This is a genomic window from Streptococcus sanguinis (assembly GCF_050220005.1).
Taxonomy (GTDB): domain Bacteria; phylum Bacillota; class Bacilli; order Lactobacillales; family Streptococcaceae; genus Streptococcus; species Streptococcus sanguinis_Z.
In genome coordinates, this window is record NZ_CP071413.1 from 1,033,756 (window position 1) to 1,047,547 (window position 13,792).

At 41.1% G+C, this 13,792-nt stretch carries 13 protein-coding genes; 7 read left to right on the plus strand and 6 right to left on the minus strand.

Translation table 11 applies throughout. From position 1 onward, the window contains the following. Window positions 1-282: 282 nt before the first annotated feature. From J1C86_RS04975 to J1C86_RS04985, 3 genes are all read left to right on the plus strand, one after another. Window positions 283-2,703 carry an SHIRT domain-containing protein gene (locus tag J1C86_RS04975; RefSeq protein ID WP_125406793.1) on the plus strand — a complete coding sequence of 807 codons (2,421 nt, stop codon included), beginning with the start codon at window positions 283-285 and terminating at the stop codon, window positions 2,701-2,703. Window positions 2,704-2,964: 261 nt separating this feature from the next. Next, window positions 2,965-3,453 carry a hypothetical protein gene (locus J1C86_RS04980; protein WP_061592874.1) on the plus strand — a complete coding sequence of 163 codons (489 nt, stop codon included), beginning with the start codon at window positions 2,965-2,967 and terminating at the stop codon, window positions 3,451-3,453. 91 nt (window positions 3,454-3,544) lie between these two features. Then, window positions 3,545-4,582 carry a M42 family metallopeptidase gene (locus J1C86_RS04985; protein WP_061592875.1) on the plus strand — a complete coding sequence of 346 codons (1,038 nt, stop codon included), beginning with the start codon at window positions 3,545-3,547 and terminating at the stop codon, window positions 4,580-4,582. A 160-nt stretch (window positions 4,583-4,742) separates the two neighbouring features. On the opposite strand, the gene J1C86_RS04990 is transcribed toward J1C86_RS04985, so the two are convergent. Further along, on the minus strand, window positions 4,743-6,209 hold the full coding sequence (locus J1C86_RS04990) for an alpha-amylase (protein ID WP_125406790.1): 1,467 nt from the start codon (window positions 6,207-6,209) through the stop codon (window positions 4,743-4,745). 195 nt (window positions 6,210-6,404) lie between these two features. Here J1C86_RS04990 and J1C86_RS04995 point away from each other — a divergent pair, with 195 nt between their 5' ends. Both J1C86_RS04995 and J1C86_RS05000 read left to right on the plus strand, forming a co-directional pair. Then, window positions 6,405-7,148: an ABC transporter ATP-binding protein gene (locus J1C86_RS04995; RefSeq protein ID WP_002906701.1), complete on the plus strand. Its 744-nt coding sequence runs from the start codon at window positions 6,405-6,407 to the stop codon at window positions 7,146-7,148. After that, a complete protein-coding gene (locus J1C86_RS05000) occupies window positions 7,138-8,775 on the plus strand; it encodes a hypothetical protein (RefSeq protein ID WP_125406784.1) in 1,638 nt (545 codons plus the stop codon). The genes J1C86_RS04995 and J1C86_RS05000 overlap by 11 nt, the downstream gene beginning before the upstream one ends. 82 nt (window positions 8,776-8,857) lie before the next feature. Here the strand turns inward: J1C86_RS05000 and J1C86_RS05005 are convergent, their stop codons facing one another. Together J1C86_RS05005 and J1C86_RS05010 are read right to left on the minus strand one after the other, a co-directional pair. After that, the gene (locus tag J1C86_RS05005; RefSeq protein ID WP_048773253.1) at window positions 8,858-9,631 is read right to left on the minus strand and encodes an XRE family transcriptional regulator; all 774 of its coding nucleotides are present in this window, start codon (window positions 9,629-9,631) and stop codon (window positions 8,858-8,860) included. A 105-nt stretch (window positions 9,632-9,736) separates the two neighbouring features. Beyond that, window positions 9,737-10,579 (minus strand): DegV family protein, encoded by an 843-nt coding sequence (locus J1C86_RS05010; protein ID WP_125409160.1) that lies wholly within the window; start codon window positions 10,577-10,579, stop codon window positions 9,737-9,739. Between the two features lie 134 nt (window positions 10,580-10,713). Between J1C86_RS05010 and J1C86_RS05015 the strand changes: the two genes are divergently transcribed. Further along, on the plus strand, window positions 10,714-11,289 hold the full coding sequence (locus tag J1C86_RS05015) for a TetR/AcrR family transcriptional regulator (RefSeq protein ID WP_002921461.1): 576 nt from the start codon (window positions 10,714-10,716) through the stop codon (window positions 11,287-11,289). Between the two features lie 13 nt (window positions 11,290-11,302). Here the strand turns inward: J1C86_RS05015 and J1C86_RS05020 are convergent, their stop codons facing one another. The 3 genes from J1C86_RS05020 to coaA form a co-directional block, all read right to left on the minus strand. Beyond that, window positions 11,303-11,824 carry a DNA topology modulation protein gene (locus J1C86_RS05020; protein ID WP_125406775.1) on the minus strand — a complete coding sequence of 174 codons (522 nt, stop codon included), beginning with the start codon at window positions 11,822-11,824 and terminating at the stop codon, window positions 11,303-11,305. A gap of 57 nt (window positions 11,825-11,881) precedes the next feature. Continuing rightward, window positions 11,882-12,118 (minus strand): 30S ribosomal protein S20, encoded by a 237-nt coding sequence (rpsT, locus tag J1C86_RS05025; RefSeq protein WP_002895661.1) that lies wholly within the window; start codon window positions 12,116-12,118, stop codon window positions 11,882-11,884. 70 nt (window positions 12,119-12,188) lie between these two features. Next, window positions 12,189-13,109, minus strand: coding sequence for a type I pantothenate kinase (gene coaA, locus J1C86_RS05030; protein ID WP_125406772.1), 921 nt, complete (start codon window positions 13,107-13,109; stop codon window positions 12,189-12,191). A gap of 94 nt (window positions 13,110-13,203) precedes the next feature. Between coaA and J1C86_RS05035 the strand changes: the two genes are divergently transcribed. Beyond that, a complete protein-coding gene (locus tag J1C86_RS05035) occupies window positions 13,204-13,791 on the plus strand; it encodes a class I SAM-dependent methyltransferase (RefSeq protein WP_125406769.1) in 588 nt (195 codons plus the stop codon). The last annotated feature ends 1 nt before the right edge of the window (window position 13,792 follow it).

Here is a 13,792-nt window from a genome sequence, read left to right on the forward strand (position 1 = left end):
GTTAGATAAAAAAACAATTTGTAACTTTTTTGTAACGAAAGTAGACAAAGAATAGAAAAATGCTAATAAAAATTGTAGTTTACAAGGCGTAAATTATAATTTTTATGTTATAATTGATATGTATATGTCATATTTGCTTATCATATACGAGTACTATCATTTTTAGTTTGGTAATAAATCTTGATTTAGAACCGGCTGAAAATGAGGGGGTAGACAGGTGATGGTGTGCCTGCCAGCATTTGTCTAAAATAAAATATAAAAAGAAGGAGGACCGCATTCAAGGTGAAACAAACTTATCATAAAGTGTCTCATGCTCTGATGACTTTGCTGCTTTTGGTATCAACCTTTCTTCCCTTGTTAAGCTCAAGTCCTAGGGTTTCTGCTGCAGAGTTAGGTGAAAGTGATTATCAGCTAACTACAGATGTCACTATTAATACTAATCCTTTAAAGGATACAGGCTACGGTGAAGGTAAATTTTACATTGCTCCGACCTATACATTTGAGGATAGCAAAGTATTAAATAATGGTGATACCATGGTTTATCGTGTTCCATCACAGTTCAAAATTGAGCGAACTTTGGAGGAAAACATAAGTGCACCGGATGGTACTGTTGTTGCCAAGTTGGTGACAGATCCTGTTACCAATACAGCGACCATTACAGTCACAAATGCTGAGTATTTTGCGAAAATGCCAGATACCAAGCGTATTCAATCTTCTTTCACAGTGGTTTGGGCTGATAATATGCCTTATGACCAAGAGCAAGAAGTTAATTTCCCAGGTGCTAGAACCTATAGGCTGAAGCGTATCAAGGTTGATGAAGAACCTCAGGGGTATTCCAAGTGGGGTGTTCAGGATTCTAAGGATCCTAACTATGTCAACTGGCGTATCCGTGTCAATCGTGATGTCCAAAATCTTGGTCAAGTTGTCATTGAGGACGCTATTCCAGAAGGTCAAGAGCTGGATGAAGATTCAGGGATTACAGGTTACTACTTTACTGAGTGGGAAGGTGCTTCTGGCACACGTAAATCCTTTAACCCAAGCGATGTCGTTTCAATTACAGACTCCAATCATTTCACAGTTAATGCTGGGGATTTGAGTGGAAGAGGTATTTATGTTATCTATCGGACACGTTTGACAGAGCCAGTTGATAAGGTGACCAAAAAAGCCTTTAACGATGTAACCGTTACGGCTAATGGACAAAAGATGCCAGATTTAGTATCACGTCCATTTGCACCTTTGACAACTCTTGATGGTGTCGGGGAAGGTACCCGTTCGGATGAAGTTATCTTCAAAGTCAAAAAGGAATTGACTGGCCGCAATTTGGCAGATGGTGAATTTACTTTTGATTTGATCAATAAGGATGACAACGACAAAGTTGTTCAAACGGTGACAAACAAAGACGGTGCCGTCACCTTTAAGAAACTTCGTTTCAAAAATGAGGGAACCTTTAACTATGTCATTCGTGAACGAGCGAGCAATCTGCCAGGTGTGACAAACGATGCCAATTCAGACATCAATGTCACTGTTACTGTAACAGACAATAACGGCGTCAAGACAGCAGCGGTTACCTATGACCGTGAGGCTTTCACTAATACATACAAGTTAGAGCCAACAAGTGCAGCAATTACCGCTAAGAAAGTTCTGGATGGTAAAGCACTTGAAGCTGATAAGTACACTTTCAAGCTGACTGAAGTTGGCGGAAATAACGTGGAACTTCAAGCAACAAATGACGCCAATGGTAATATCAAGTTTCCTGAAATCACCTATGATAAAGAGGGGACTTATACCTACAAGCTGAAAGAAGTAGCTGGAAGTGAAGCTGGAGTGACATACGACAGTAAAGAACATACTGTGACTGTCACAGTGACTGAAAACAACGCTAAATTGGAAGCTGCTATTACAGACAACAATCCAACATTCACCAATAGTTATAAAGACTATGGTGTCAGCTATGAGTTTCTCAGCTCTAACCCAGCCTATCCAAACCTGCCAAAAGAAGTAACTGATTTGCTTCCAGCAGATACTAATCGCTACACTAGTGGTACTAATGTAGACGCTAGGCAGCCTGCTAAAACAAGTGTTACAGTTACTGAAGGCACATGGACTTTCGAAGGCTATGCAGAAACGAATGCACAGACTGTTGCGGATAAGGACCTTAAATTTACCGGTAAATGGAATTTCACTCCAGCACCGAAATATAAGGTAACGTATGAATTTGTAAGCGAAGATCCGAATCGCACCTTACCAGCAGAGGTAACAGAATTGTTGCCGACCGATGCTAATGAATACACAGACGGTGCTGCCGTTCAAGCGGTTCAGCCAGCTAAGGATTCTATTGAAGTAACTGGAGGTACTTGGAAATTCCTTAAATATGACGCGGATAGTAAAACTATTGCAGGCTCAGATGTCAAATTTACAGGCACATGGACATTTGAAGCTAGACGTCCACAAGGACCAACACCACCACCATCTTCTTCAGATTCGACACCACCACCGTCATCATCTGGTGATAAACCAGGCGGTTCAACTGATGGAACCCCAGGTAATTCGTCAGATAAAGATGGAAAAGATGTTCGTGGATCAGCAACTGGCAAAAAAGTTTTGCCGAAAACTGGCAGTGAAACATCTATCTTTGCGATAGCAGCAGGATTTGCACTGATTCTTTTATCAGCTCTTGTCTATCGTTTCAAAAAAGCTAATTAATATTAGCCAGACAAATCATCTCAGCTAGCTGAGATGATTTTTTCTTGTGTTTGTCACTACCTATTCTCGATAATGTACTGATGTTTAAACTTATAAACTCTAAAGTAAACAGACATTTGAATGGCTTTTTTTTTACGGTATCTGATATTTGCTAAGCTTGATTTTACAGTCAATGAATACTTTAAAATAAAAGTGAATTCTTGTTTTATAAAGAAGATTTGTTATAATAAGATAAGAAAAAGTTTCTTTATTTAAAGGGAGATGTTGATGAAAAATAAGAAGTTTAGGGTGATTCCTTTTTTGCCCCTATTTTTATATCTACTGGTTTATCAGTATGGTTCTTCGGGAATTGAGCCAGAGCCGGGAGTTGCTTATGGTTATCTTTACCTTTTTCTATTTTTAGTTCCTATTGTCATTGCTTATTTTGTAGTTGCTGTTATGAATTTTGCAATACTGATGGGGGAAATTACTTATTTATTCAAAGGACAGCTGCTAGGGCATCTCTATCGGCTTTATTTTTCTATCTTTTTCTTTTCGATTTTGTTTTGCGGTCTTAATTATTATCAGTTGATAGCTCCATATGGCTCTCAGATGAAAATTAGTGCTGGAGAAGCTTATAATCCCCTAGCACCTTATGCCATTCCTCTCTTGCTTTTTCTCTTAGGATTGTTAGGAAATCTCTTCTTTTGGGAGTTGGGAAAGAATGAAGTCCAAGAGGAGAAAGAGCAGCAGTACAGCGATAGTAATTGAGGAGTTTTTATTGCATTTAAAAGCCTGCTGAAAAACTACTAGCTTAGGCTTTCTTTATGCTATAATAAAGAAAAACGATGAGGAGACATTCATGAATCAAACTGTTCAATATTTACAAGAATTAACGGCTATTCCTTCCCCAACAGGCTTTACGGCTGAGGTGGCAGACTATCTAGTGAAAACGCTGGGGAAAATGGGCTATGAGCCTGTCCGGACCAATAAAGGCGGCGTTCATGTTGTGGTTAAGGGTGAAAATGATGCCCAGCATCGGGTAGTGACTGCCCATGTGGATACACTGGGGGCTATTGTTCGGGCTATTAAGTCTGACGGTCGTCTCAAGCTGGATCGGATTGGTGGTTTCCCTTGGAACATGATTGAAGGAGAAAACTGTCTAGTCCATGTGGCTAGCAATGGTAAGACTATCAGTGGGACTATCTTAGTTCACCAGACATCTTGCCATGTCTATAAGGATGCTGGGACGGTTGAACGTACTCAGGACAATATGGAAGTCCGTTTGGATGAAAAGGTGACGAATGAGAAAGAAACACGAGATTTAGGAATCGAAGTCGGTGATTTTATTTCCTTTGATCCTCGTACCACAGTTACCGAGTCAGGCTTTATCAAGTCTCGCTTTCTGGATGACAAGGTCAGCGCAGCTATTTTGCTCAATCTTTTGCGAGTTTATAAAGAAGAAAATATTCAGCTTCCGGTGACGACTCATTTTGCTTTCAGTGTCTTTGAAGAGGTTGGTCATGGGGCTAACTCAAGCCTGCCGGAGCAAGCTGTAGAGTATCTGGCTGTTGATATGGGGGCTATGGGTGACGACCAGCAGACAGATGAGTATACGGTTTCCATCTGTGTCAAGGATGCATCAGGACCTTATCACTATGGCTTCCGTCAGCATTTGGTAAATTTAGCCAAGGAGCAAGACATTCCTTATAAACTGGACATCTATCCATTTTACGGATCAGATGCCTCTGCAGCTATGAGCGCAGGAGCAGAAGTCAAGCATGCTCTGTTAGGCGCTGGCATCGAATCCAGCCATTCTTATGAGCGTACCCATATTGATTCAGTTGTTGCGACAGAGCGTATGGTGGATGCATATCTAAGGAGTGGCTTGGTTGAGTAGGTGAACTTCATTCTATCTTATTGGCGTGGATTTTTATGTAATGTCAATTCTATAGAAAACAGGAGCTCTTCCTCAGCTATCTCAAAGGCTAGAAACTTAAAAACCGATTCGTCAGTGTACTGCGAATCGGTTTTTAGTTTGTTATATGTAAGAAAATTGATTACCTAACACTCCAGACACTAACTGATTTTTCCTCCACAGGAAATTCTCCCCAGCCTTGGTCGTCAATGGTTACGATTTGGGAGCTGTTGCCTAGATAGTCGCTGAATTCTCTGCCAGCCCATTCTGGACCGACAAGCATGGATTTGCTGGCTGCTTGGTCATTACTGATAAGGACAGCGATTGGCTGACCATCGTCCTTGCCTTGGCGGGTCCAGCCGATACAGTTGGCATCGTCGAAGTAGTCGTTCTGCTCGCCATAGGCAAGATTGAGGCGGATGTCTAGGAGTTTATCCAGTAGCTCTTGAAAGCTCTCTTGTGCAAATTCTCCGCTAATGCCATAGTAGTCTCCGTAAAAGACGCATGGTAATCCAGCTTCTCTTAGAAGTATGAGAGCATAGGCCGCAGGTTTGAACCATTCTTCAACTGTAGACTCTAAAGCCTGACCTCTCTGAGTATCGTGGTTGTCCACAAAGGTTACAGCCGATTCAGGATGATTTTTTGCAAGTGTCTGATCAAAAATAGTTCGCAGGTCATAGTCTGCTCCAGATTTGCTGGCATCAAATAAATTCTGATGGAGCTTGACATCGACTAGGTCAAAGCGGTAGTCAATATTTTCTAGATAATCATTATTAGCCTTCTCATCGCTATTCCAAAATTCCCCAAAGACATAGAAATCTTCACCGTATTTTTCAGTAATATCGCGGATGAAATTTTTCATAAAAAATGAATCAATGTGCTTAACAGCATCTAAGCGAAAGCCATGAACACCAGTGCTTTCAATGAACCAATGAGCCCAGTCGTATAGATTTTGGATGACTTCAGGGTGCTTGAAATCAATATCCGCATACATGAGATAATCGTAGTTGCCGTTCTCATTGTCTACTAGCTCATCATCTGCCCAACCTTTATTGTCCCCTTGGATGAGAAAAATGCCTGACTTGTTGTTTTTGGCATCATAGTCAGTGCCGGTGAAGTGGTACCAGTGCCATTCGAAGTCATTGTAGGCTTTATTGCGGCCGGGGAATGCAAAATGCATCCATGCTTCTATTTCAAATGGTTCTGAGATTTCTACATTTCGGTCATTTGGATCAACTTCAACAACAGTAAAACGCTCTTTGTAATCTGCTGCGGCCTTGTGATTGAGGACTATATCTGCAATAGCTTCGATACCGTTCTGGCTAAGTGCTTCAATCGCTCGGAGGTATTCTTCTTTCAATCCATACTTTGTGCGGACGGTCCCTTTTTGATCAAATTCACCCAAATCAAAAAGGTCGTATACACCATAGCCGACGTCATTAGAGCCTGTTCCTTTGAAGGCTGGTGGCATCCAGACCTTGCGAATTCCTTTCGCTGCTAAGTTTGGTGCATCTTCCGCTAAGCGACTCCAATGCTCACCATCATCTGGCAGATACCATTCAAAATACTGCATTAAGGTTTGGTTTTCCATATAAATTTTCCTCTTCATTCTCACTGATTGGCTTTATTGTACCAAAAGAAGAGGAAAGGCGCAATCGTTTGTTTTTTTCACTATCATAAAAACTTAGCTCTTTTATAACTTGAAAAATCTTTTTAAAATTGAACATGAAACATTTTTAGCTTAGACAAAAAGCCGCAAAAAGAGTATACTAATCTGTATAGAAATCGGTAAAGGAGCTCTCTTATGATTGAATTTAAAGATGTCACTAAAGTTTATGAAGGAACGGTAGCTCTCAATCAGCTGAATCTGACCTTGCAAAGTGGAGAAATCGTCGGTCTGATTGGTCACAATGGCGCCGGAAAATCTACTACCATTAAGTCATTGGTCAGCGTCATCAATCCTAGCAGCGGACAGATTTTTGTAGATGGGAAAGAATTATCCGCTAATCGCTTGGAAATCAAGAAAAAAATCGGCTATGTAGCTGACTCACCAGATCTATTTTTGCGCCTGACTGCCAATGAGTTTTGGGAGCTGGTAGCGACTTCTTACGATATGACAAATGCAGAAGTAGAAGAGCGTTTGGGAAATCTGCTCCATATTTTTGACTTTGGCTCTCATCGCTATGAGGTCATTGATTCATTCTCTCATGGGATGAGGCAAAAAGTCTTTGTCATAGCGGCTCTTTTGTCTGACCCGGATATTTGGGTGCTGGATGAGCCGCTGACTGGTCTTGATCCGCAGGCAGCTTTTGACCTCAAGCAGATGATGCGCCAGCATGCAGATAAAGGAAATACAGTTCTCTTTTCAACCCACGTCTTGGAAGTTGCAGAGCAGCTCTGTGATAAGGTGGCTATTCTCAAAAAAGGGAAATTGATTTTCTACGGAACGATTGAAGAACTAAAAGGTCAACATCCAGAACAGTCTCTTGAAACCATTTATCTTGGTCTAGCAGGCCGCAGAGAAGAGGTGAGTCCTGATGCGCATTAAAGCTATAAAAAAACTCGTTGATATCAACATCCTCTATGCCATTCAGCCATCTCAGCTGCAGCAGTACCGTAAGATGCAAGCTAAGAATCCTGAGCGCAAGGTCAATGTATCGCTGAAGGCCATCCGCATGTATCTGATTTTAGGACTGGTCTATCTCTTTCTTTTCGGTTTGATGGGCTCCCTGAACCAACTAGTTGGCAATCCTGGTCTCTTTGCCAATTTGGTTTCCGCTTTTGCTCTCTTTTCTATGTCTCAGGGCTTTCTGGTTTTTTACAATGTCTTTTATGAAAGCAAGGACTTGCAGTCTTATCGTCCCTACGCTTTTAGCGAAACAGAAATCATTGTCGGAAAAAGCATTTCGGTTATCCTGACCTTGCTGATTGCCATTTTGCCTATGTTCAGTTATTTCTTGGTTTTGGCTTTTCAAGGTGGGAATCCTTTCTTTGGGCTTCCCTTGGCTCTGCTTGCTATTTTTATTTTAAGTTCAGTTATCACCTTTCTGATTTTGATTGCCGTCCATTTCATTACCAAGACAGCATTTTTCAGAAAGTACAAGACCATCCTGTCCAATGTCATTCTGGCTCTTGTTTCCGTCGGATCCTTTTTCCTCTATTTTATGATTAATCAAATGAACAGCAGAAGCGTTGTAAATCGTACAGAGGTTAAAGCTTTCTTCCCGCCAGTTCAAGCCTTTTATGATTTTATCCTTCATCCTTTTCATGCAGCTTCCTTGCTGGGATTTTTGGGATGGGTGGCAGTTGCGGCTCTTCTATTTTTTATCGTAAAGACCAAGGTGATTCCAGAGTTTTATGAGGCGGCTCTCATGACGGGTTCTTCAGTAGGAAAGCGGGAGCGCGTGCATGACATCAATATTGCGGAAGCAAAAAATCTCAAAAAGTTTGTCTGGCGCTACAATATCAGGCTCTTGAGCGAGGGTTCTGTCATTATGCAGACCATCTTTATGTCGGCCTTTCTCCCTTACATTGTTATTTTCAGTATGGGAATGGGGATGATACAAGGCGGCCTGTCTTTGACTTCTTATCTGGGACCGCGCTTTCTCTTGCCAATGATTGCTCTGGCTGTTTTGATTGCAACACTAAACTCAGGCGGTAGCAACCTTACTGCTATTGGGATTTCTCTGGAAAGGGAAAATTTTGATTATCTCAAGGTTCTCCCCTTTGATTTGAAGCAATATATTCGTCTGAAGTTTTGGCAGCTCTTTGCCGTCCAGTCTATCCTGCCTTTGACCTTGCTTTTGATAACTAGCCTTGTTTCCGGTATGCATCCAGTGACTTTCTTGGGCATGGTGATTGTTTGGGCCTTAATTAGCCTAATGTGGAGTTCTTGGGGTTACTACCGAGACTACAAGCATTTTGTGACTAATTGGTCCAATGTCACAGAATTGATGAGCCGAGATAATAATATGGTGAAAACTCTCTTAGCCATCGCTCTGATTTTAGGAATGTTGATTGTCATTACTCTTCTCTTCTTTATATCCAATGTTCTTGCGCCTCTGGTAATTTATGTGATAGTTGCTCTAGTTTTAGCAGGCTTAGCTGTGTTGTCTTACATAGTCCACAAACACTACATGAAGAAGCTGAATGAAGATTTAGCAGTATTTTATTAAACAAGCATCAGGAAGTCGAAAGACTTTCTGATTTTTTGACTGAAAATCAGAAAAATAACAGCTCTGTACATTTGCAGAACTGTTATTTGTTTTTCTTTATTTTTTCTACATCCAGTGGCATGAAAGTCGCCATAACTCGACCGATAAGTTTAGGTTCTTCCTCATGCGGGATAAACTTATCACTGTATTTTTTATTAAGGGAAATCAGGCGGATACCGGATGGATCGTTGAAGACCCTTTTTATAATGGTTTGACCGTCATAGTCAATAGCATAGATAGCACCGGCAAGCTCGAAATGAGTCTGCTTGATTAGGGCTACGGAATCTCTCGGATACTTGGGTTCCAGCGAGTCAGTTCGTACCCAAAGGGCAATATCGTAGTCGATTTCTCTATCTAGCCAGACTAAATCAGCTTGTTCTGGCTTATGCTGAGAGAGATAGTAATTCTCATAGACCAAGTAGGGGAAGTAGTCATCCTTTAAGCTGGCTTGTGTTTCTTGCTCAGTCAGGCTAGCTTCTAGTAGCTTTAATCCTTTCTCCTGTCTGTCTTGGTCAAGTTGTTGATAAATACGATTTAATTCAGGGAATTGCTGAGGGATGTCTGCAATGAGGCGATAACGAGGGTCAATTTCTTCTACCTCGACACCAAAAAAATCAGCAATCTTTTCTAGATTGGCAGCGATAGGCAGAGATGTCCCTTTGATATAGCCAGTCAACGTACTAGCAGGAATGCCTGTTTCACGCGATAGTTCGACTTGTTTTTTGCCTGTTTCCTTGAGAAGTTCTTTAAGTTTTTTCGAAATGAGAAGACTTGCTTCCTTGTCTTGGGGGCTTGCTGCGCCTCGTCCTCTGGCCATAATATCAACTCCTTTACTTGTTTTTATTATAGCGAATTAAATCGAAAAAGTAAAGGATTAGGTCAATTATTTGAGCCTAATCCTTTACTTTTTTTAGATACCTTATTAAATTTCGTAGCCCATTAAGATTCCGCCTTCCTCAGCATAGAAGCTGCAGAGGCCTGAAGTCGGCACCGTTTCGATTTGAGCTTGGGGATACTTTTCTTGTACTAGTTGACTAAATTGCTGGCAGAATTTTTGGTTATTGCGGTGAGCAATGATCAGTCGGCCGCCCTTGTAACCAGCTTTGAGTAGCTCTTCGATTGCAGAAGCAAGAGCCTTTTTCGGACCGCGTGCCTTTTGCAGAAGCTCTAGCGTGCCAGTCTGGCTGGCTTCACCGACCATGCGGATATTGAGCAAGCCGACAACGGTTCCCAGAAGTTTGCTAAGCCGGCCGTTTTTGACCAAGTTATCCACCTTTGCCAGAACGAAGAGAAGCTTGGTTTTCTCTTGATAGCGACTAATGACTTCAACAACTTCATCAAAGCTGAGATCTTGCTGAATGAGTTCATTGAGTTTAGTCACAAGTAAGTCCACCTCGCCGCCGGCAGAAAGACTATCAATGACATGAATCTGGGCATCAGGATGTTCTTCCAAAAAGATTTTCTTAGCAACCTGTGCACTATTATTACTACCAGATAGAGTGCCTGTGATTGTTACAACAAAAATCTTGTCTGCTCCCTCAAAGCTTTTGAGATAGTCATCTGGACTAGGGCAGGCAGACTTTGAAGCAGCAGAAGAAGCATACATCTTCTCCATCATCAGGTCAATATCAAGCTGCTTATCATCTATAAAAATCTCATTTTCCACTTGAATGGTCAAGGGAACACTTTCAAATTGGGTGTCTTTGGCCAAGTTTGCCATTTCACGAAAGTCACAGCCAGAGTCAGCTATAATTTTCCAAGTCATATTTTTCTCCTTTTTTGTCAAGTATGTACAATAAAAAAATTGACAAAAAACCTGTCTTTTTTTAAAATTATAACATGAAGAATGCTTACTAGAAAGCGGAAACTGTCAGCTGATACAAGAGGGAAGAAATTGTTATGTCGGAAAAGAAAATATCGGAAAAATCACTCGCGAATTTAAAGAAATACAATCAGGAATCCAATCAAATCACGAGAGAGTCTCTGGAAATTTCTCTCATGCAGCTGCTGGAGAAGAAAGAACTCAAAAAAATTACTATTTCAGAGCTGGTTGAGCGGGCTGGGGTTTCCCGTGCGGCATTTTACCGCAATTATAGCTCTAAAGAGCAGATTCTGGAAGAGATTTTTAAAAACACTGTTCAAGGTATTACGGATAAATTGGAAGAGTTTAACTTTAAAACTGAGATGTACCAGATCTGGCTTTTTCTTTTTAAAGAAGCCAAGAAAGAAGCTCGGGTTATCAGTCTAGCCATTGACTATAATTTTGAAAAGTTACTGACTCAGGCTGTGTTTGACTTTTTGGAAAAGCGCAATCGCAATGCTAAGAAAATGACTAACTCTTACATGAATTCCTTCTGGAGTTCGGCAGTTGTTTCCGTTCTTTCCAAGTGGATTAAGGATGGCATGAAGGTTCCAGCTGAAAAAATTGCCTCTCTGGGTTTACCTCTCTTCCCGCAGAAAAAGAAAATTAAATAAAACAAGTGAGTCGTTAGGGCTCGCTTGTTTTTAGCTTCTGTAAGAAGTTGGTCAGTTCTTTTTGGTTCCTTAATTCGTAGAATTTCTGAGGAAAAGTTTGTCGGATTTTCTTATATCTTGCCAGTGCTGTCTGACGCCGTCCATTCCAAAGAACCCAGCAGATAAACTCCCAGTCAAACTTTTCGGGGTAGCCTGGAGCCATGCTTTCTCTGGTCCGATTGCGGTATTTTAGATAGCGTTTGAAAGCTCGATAAAGGCAGTTCCAGCGAGAGAAGTTTAGAAAGATGATTTGGTCGGCTTCTGCCATCCGCCGTTCATAAAAACACCAAGAGTAGTTGCCGTCAATGATCCAGTCGGTATTTTTTGACAAAAAATTATCCATCTGTTCACTCATCCAATCACGGTCGCTATCCTTCCAGCCAGGTTGGAACTGCAATCTATCCATGTGAAGTTTGGGAATGGAGTAGTGGTTGAACAGTAGTGCTGCTAGAGTGGATTTGCCAGAGTCGGAATAACCAATAATTGCTATTTTCATCCTTTTCTCCTTTGTGTGAGAAACAAAAAAAGCTCCTGAGAGCTCCCTTTGTATGCATTATTTAGCAAGTTTAGCTGAAAGGCGTGCTTTATCGCGGCTTGCTTTGTTTTTGTGGATCAAACCTTTTGTTTCTGCTTTATCGATAGCTGAGCTAGCAGCACGGAAAAGTTCTTCAGATGGGTTTGCTTCAAATGCTTTGATTGCAGTACGCATAGCTGACTTTTGAGCTGAGTTTTTTTCGTTATGTTTCACGTTCAATTCAGCGCGTTTGATAGCTGATTTAATGTTTGCCAAGTTGTTTCACCTCCATTGAAAATACTAACTATCTAATTATATATGAAAAGTTAGGATTTGACAAGCTTTTTTATTTTTTTAAGTAAATTTCATCAATTTCATGATTTCCAGCTTTGTGCAGGATAATTTCTGCCCGATTGCGAGTTGGCTCAATGTAGTCTAGCAGGTTGACAAGGTTAATGCTTTTCCAAACATTATGGGCGAAGGTTACTACCTCCTCTTCTGATTGAGTGGTGAAGCGGTGGTAGTAGTTTTTGGGGTCGTTTTCGGCCAGAGTCAGCATTTTTTTAAAGCGATCTAGATACCAGTTTTCAATATTTTCGACTTCTGCATCGACATAAATTGAAAAGTCAAAAAAGTCTGTCATATATAGGCGCTCGTTCTGTGGATTCTGGAAAACATTAATCCCTTCGACAATAACAAAGTCAGCTGCCTTTACCTCTTGCATTTCTTGAGGAACGATATCGTATGTCTCATGCGAGTAGACAGGAATTTGGGAATCCTGACCGTTTTTTATGCTATCCAGAAAGGAAAGAAGTAACTCCATATTATAGCTTTCAGGAAATCCCTTGCGGTTTAAAATGCCGTTAGCTTCTAAAATTTGATTAGGAAACAAGAAGCCGTCTGTGGTAACCAGCTCGACTGTCGCATTTGAAAAAGTCCGAGAAAGTAAAATCTGCAGCAAACGGCTGGTGGTGGATTTCCCAACGGCCACACTGCCAGAAACTCCGATGATAAAGGGCTGTTTCCGGCTCTCTTTTTGTAGAAAAATCCCCTTGGAAAAAGCCAAGTCTTCATTAGAACGTTTATAAATCTGAATGAGATTGGTCAAGGGGAGGTAAATGTCTGTCACGTCCTGCAGACTGATCTTATCATTGAAACTCTTGATAGAGTTAAGTTCAGCCTGAGTCAGGGGCGGAGTTGTTTTGCGGTGCAGGTTTTGCCATGTATGGCGGCTGATTTTTTCAAAATGAAGAAATTCGTTAGTCATAAGTTACTCCTGTATGATGGACTTTAGTATAACATACTTTTTGGAGAAATGAAAACGATTTACAAATCTAGGAAAATTATGATAAAATGGTTGTATGACTAAAATGTATTTTGCAGAAAATCCTGATGCCAAACATGATATTCATGAATTAAATGTAGAACTGTTAGGACAGCAGCTGACTTTTTTGACAGATGCTGGTGTCTTCAGTAAAAAGATGATTGATTATGGCAGTCGGGTCCTTTTGTCTGTCTTGGACTTTGAAGTTGGAGAAAGAGTGCTTGATGTTGGTTGTGGCTATGGGCCTTTAGGTTTGACCTTAGCCAAAGCGCAGGAAGTAACTGCGACCATGGTTGATATCAACCAGCGGGCCTTGGACTTGGCTCAGAAGAATGCTGAGAGGAATCAGGTATCTGCTCATATCTTCCAGTCAAATGTTTATGAAAAGGTCAGTGGCATTTTCGACCATATTATCAGTAATCCGCCTATTCGTGCTGGTAAGCAGGTAGTACATGAGGTTATCAGCGGAAGCTATGAGCATTTGACAGAAGGCGGTGATTTGACCCTTGTGATTCAGAAGAAGCAAGGAGCACCTAGTGCCAAGTCGAAGATGGAAGCCGTCTTCGGTAATTGTGAGATTGTTAAGAAAGACAAAGGCTACTATATACTAAGGAGCGAAAAATAGG

Excerpts from the sequence above, each read along its gene's own strand:
- J1C86_RS04980 (WP_061592874.1), top strand. The coding sequence starts at position 2,965 with ATGTTGATGAAAAATAAGAAGTTTAGGGTGATTCCTTTTTTGCCCCTA.
- J1C86_RS04985 (WP_061592875.1), top strand. The coding sequence starts at position 3,545 with ATGAATCAAACTGTTCAATATTTACAAGAATTAACGGCTATTCCTTCC.
- J1C86_RS04990 (WP_125406790.1), bottom strand. The coding sequence starts at position 6,209 with ATGAAGAGGAAAATTTATATGGAAAACCAAACCTTAATGCAGTATTTT.
- J1C86_RS04995 (WP_002906701.1), top strand. The coding sequence starts at position 6,405 with ATGATTGAATTTAAAGATGTCACTAAAGTTTATGAAGGAACGGTAGCT.
- J1C86_RS05000 (WP_125406784.1), top strand. The coding sequence starts at position 7,138 with ATGCGCATTAAAGCTATAAAAAAACTCGTTGATATCAACATCCTCTAT.
- J1C86_RS05005 (WP_048773253.1), bottom strand. The coding sequence starts at position 9,631 with ATGGCCAGAGGACGAGGCGCAGCAAGCCCCCAAGACAAGGAAGCAAGT.
- J1C86_RS05010 (WP_125409160.1), bottom strand. The coding sequence starts at position 10,579 with ATGACTTGGAAAATTATAGCTGACTCTGGCTGTGACTTTCGTGAAATG.
- J1C86_RS05015 (WP_002921461.1), top strand. The coding sequence starts at position 10,714 with ATGTCGGAAAAGAAAATATCGGAAAAATCACTCGCGAATTTAAAGAAA.
- J1C86_RS05020 (WP_125406775.1), bottom strand. The coding sequence starts at position 11,824 with ATGAAAATAGCAATTATTGGTTATTCCGACTCTGGCAAATCCACTCTA.
- coaA (WP_125406772.1), bottom strand. The coding sequence starts at position 13,109 with ATGACTAACGAATTTCTTCATTTTGAAAAAATCAGCCGCCATACATGG.
- J1C86_RS05035 (WP_125406769.1), top strand. The coding sequence starts at position 13,204 with ATGACTAAAATGTATTTTGCAGAAAATCCTGATGCCAAACATGATATT.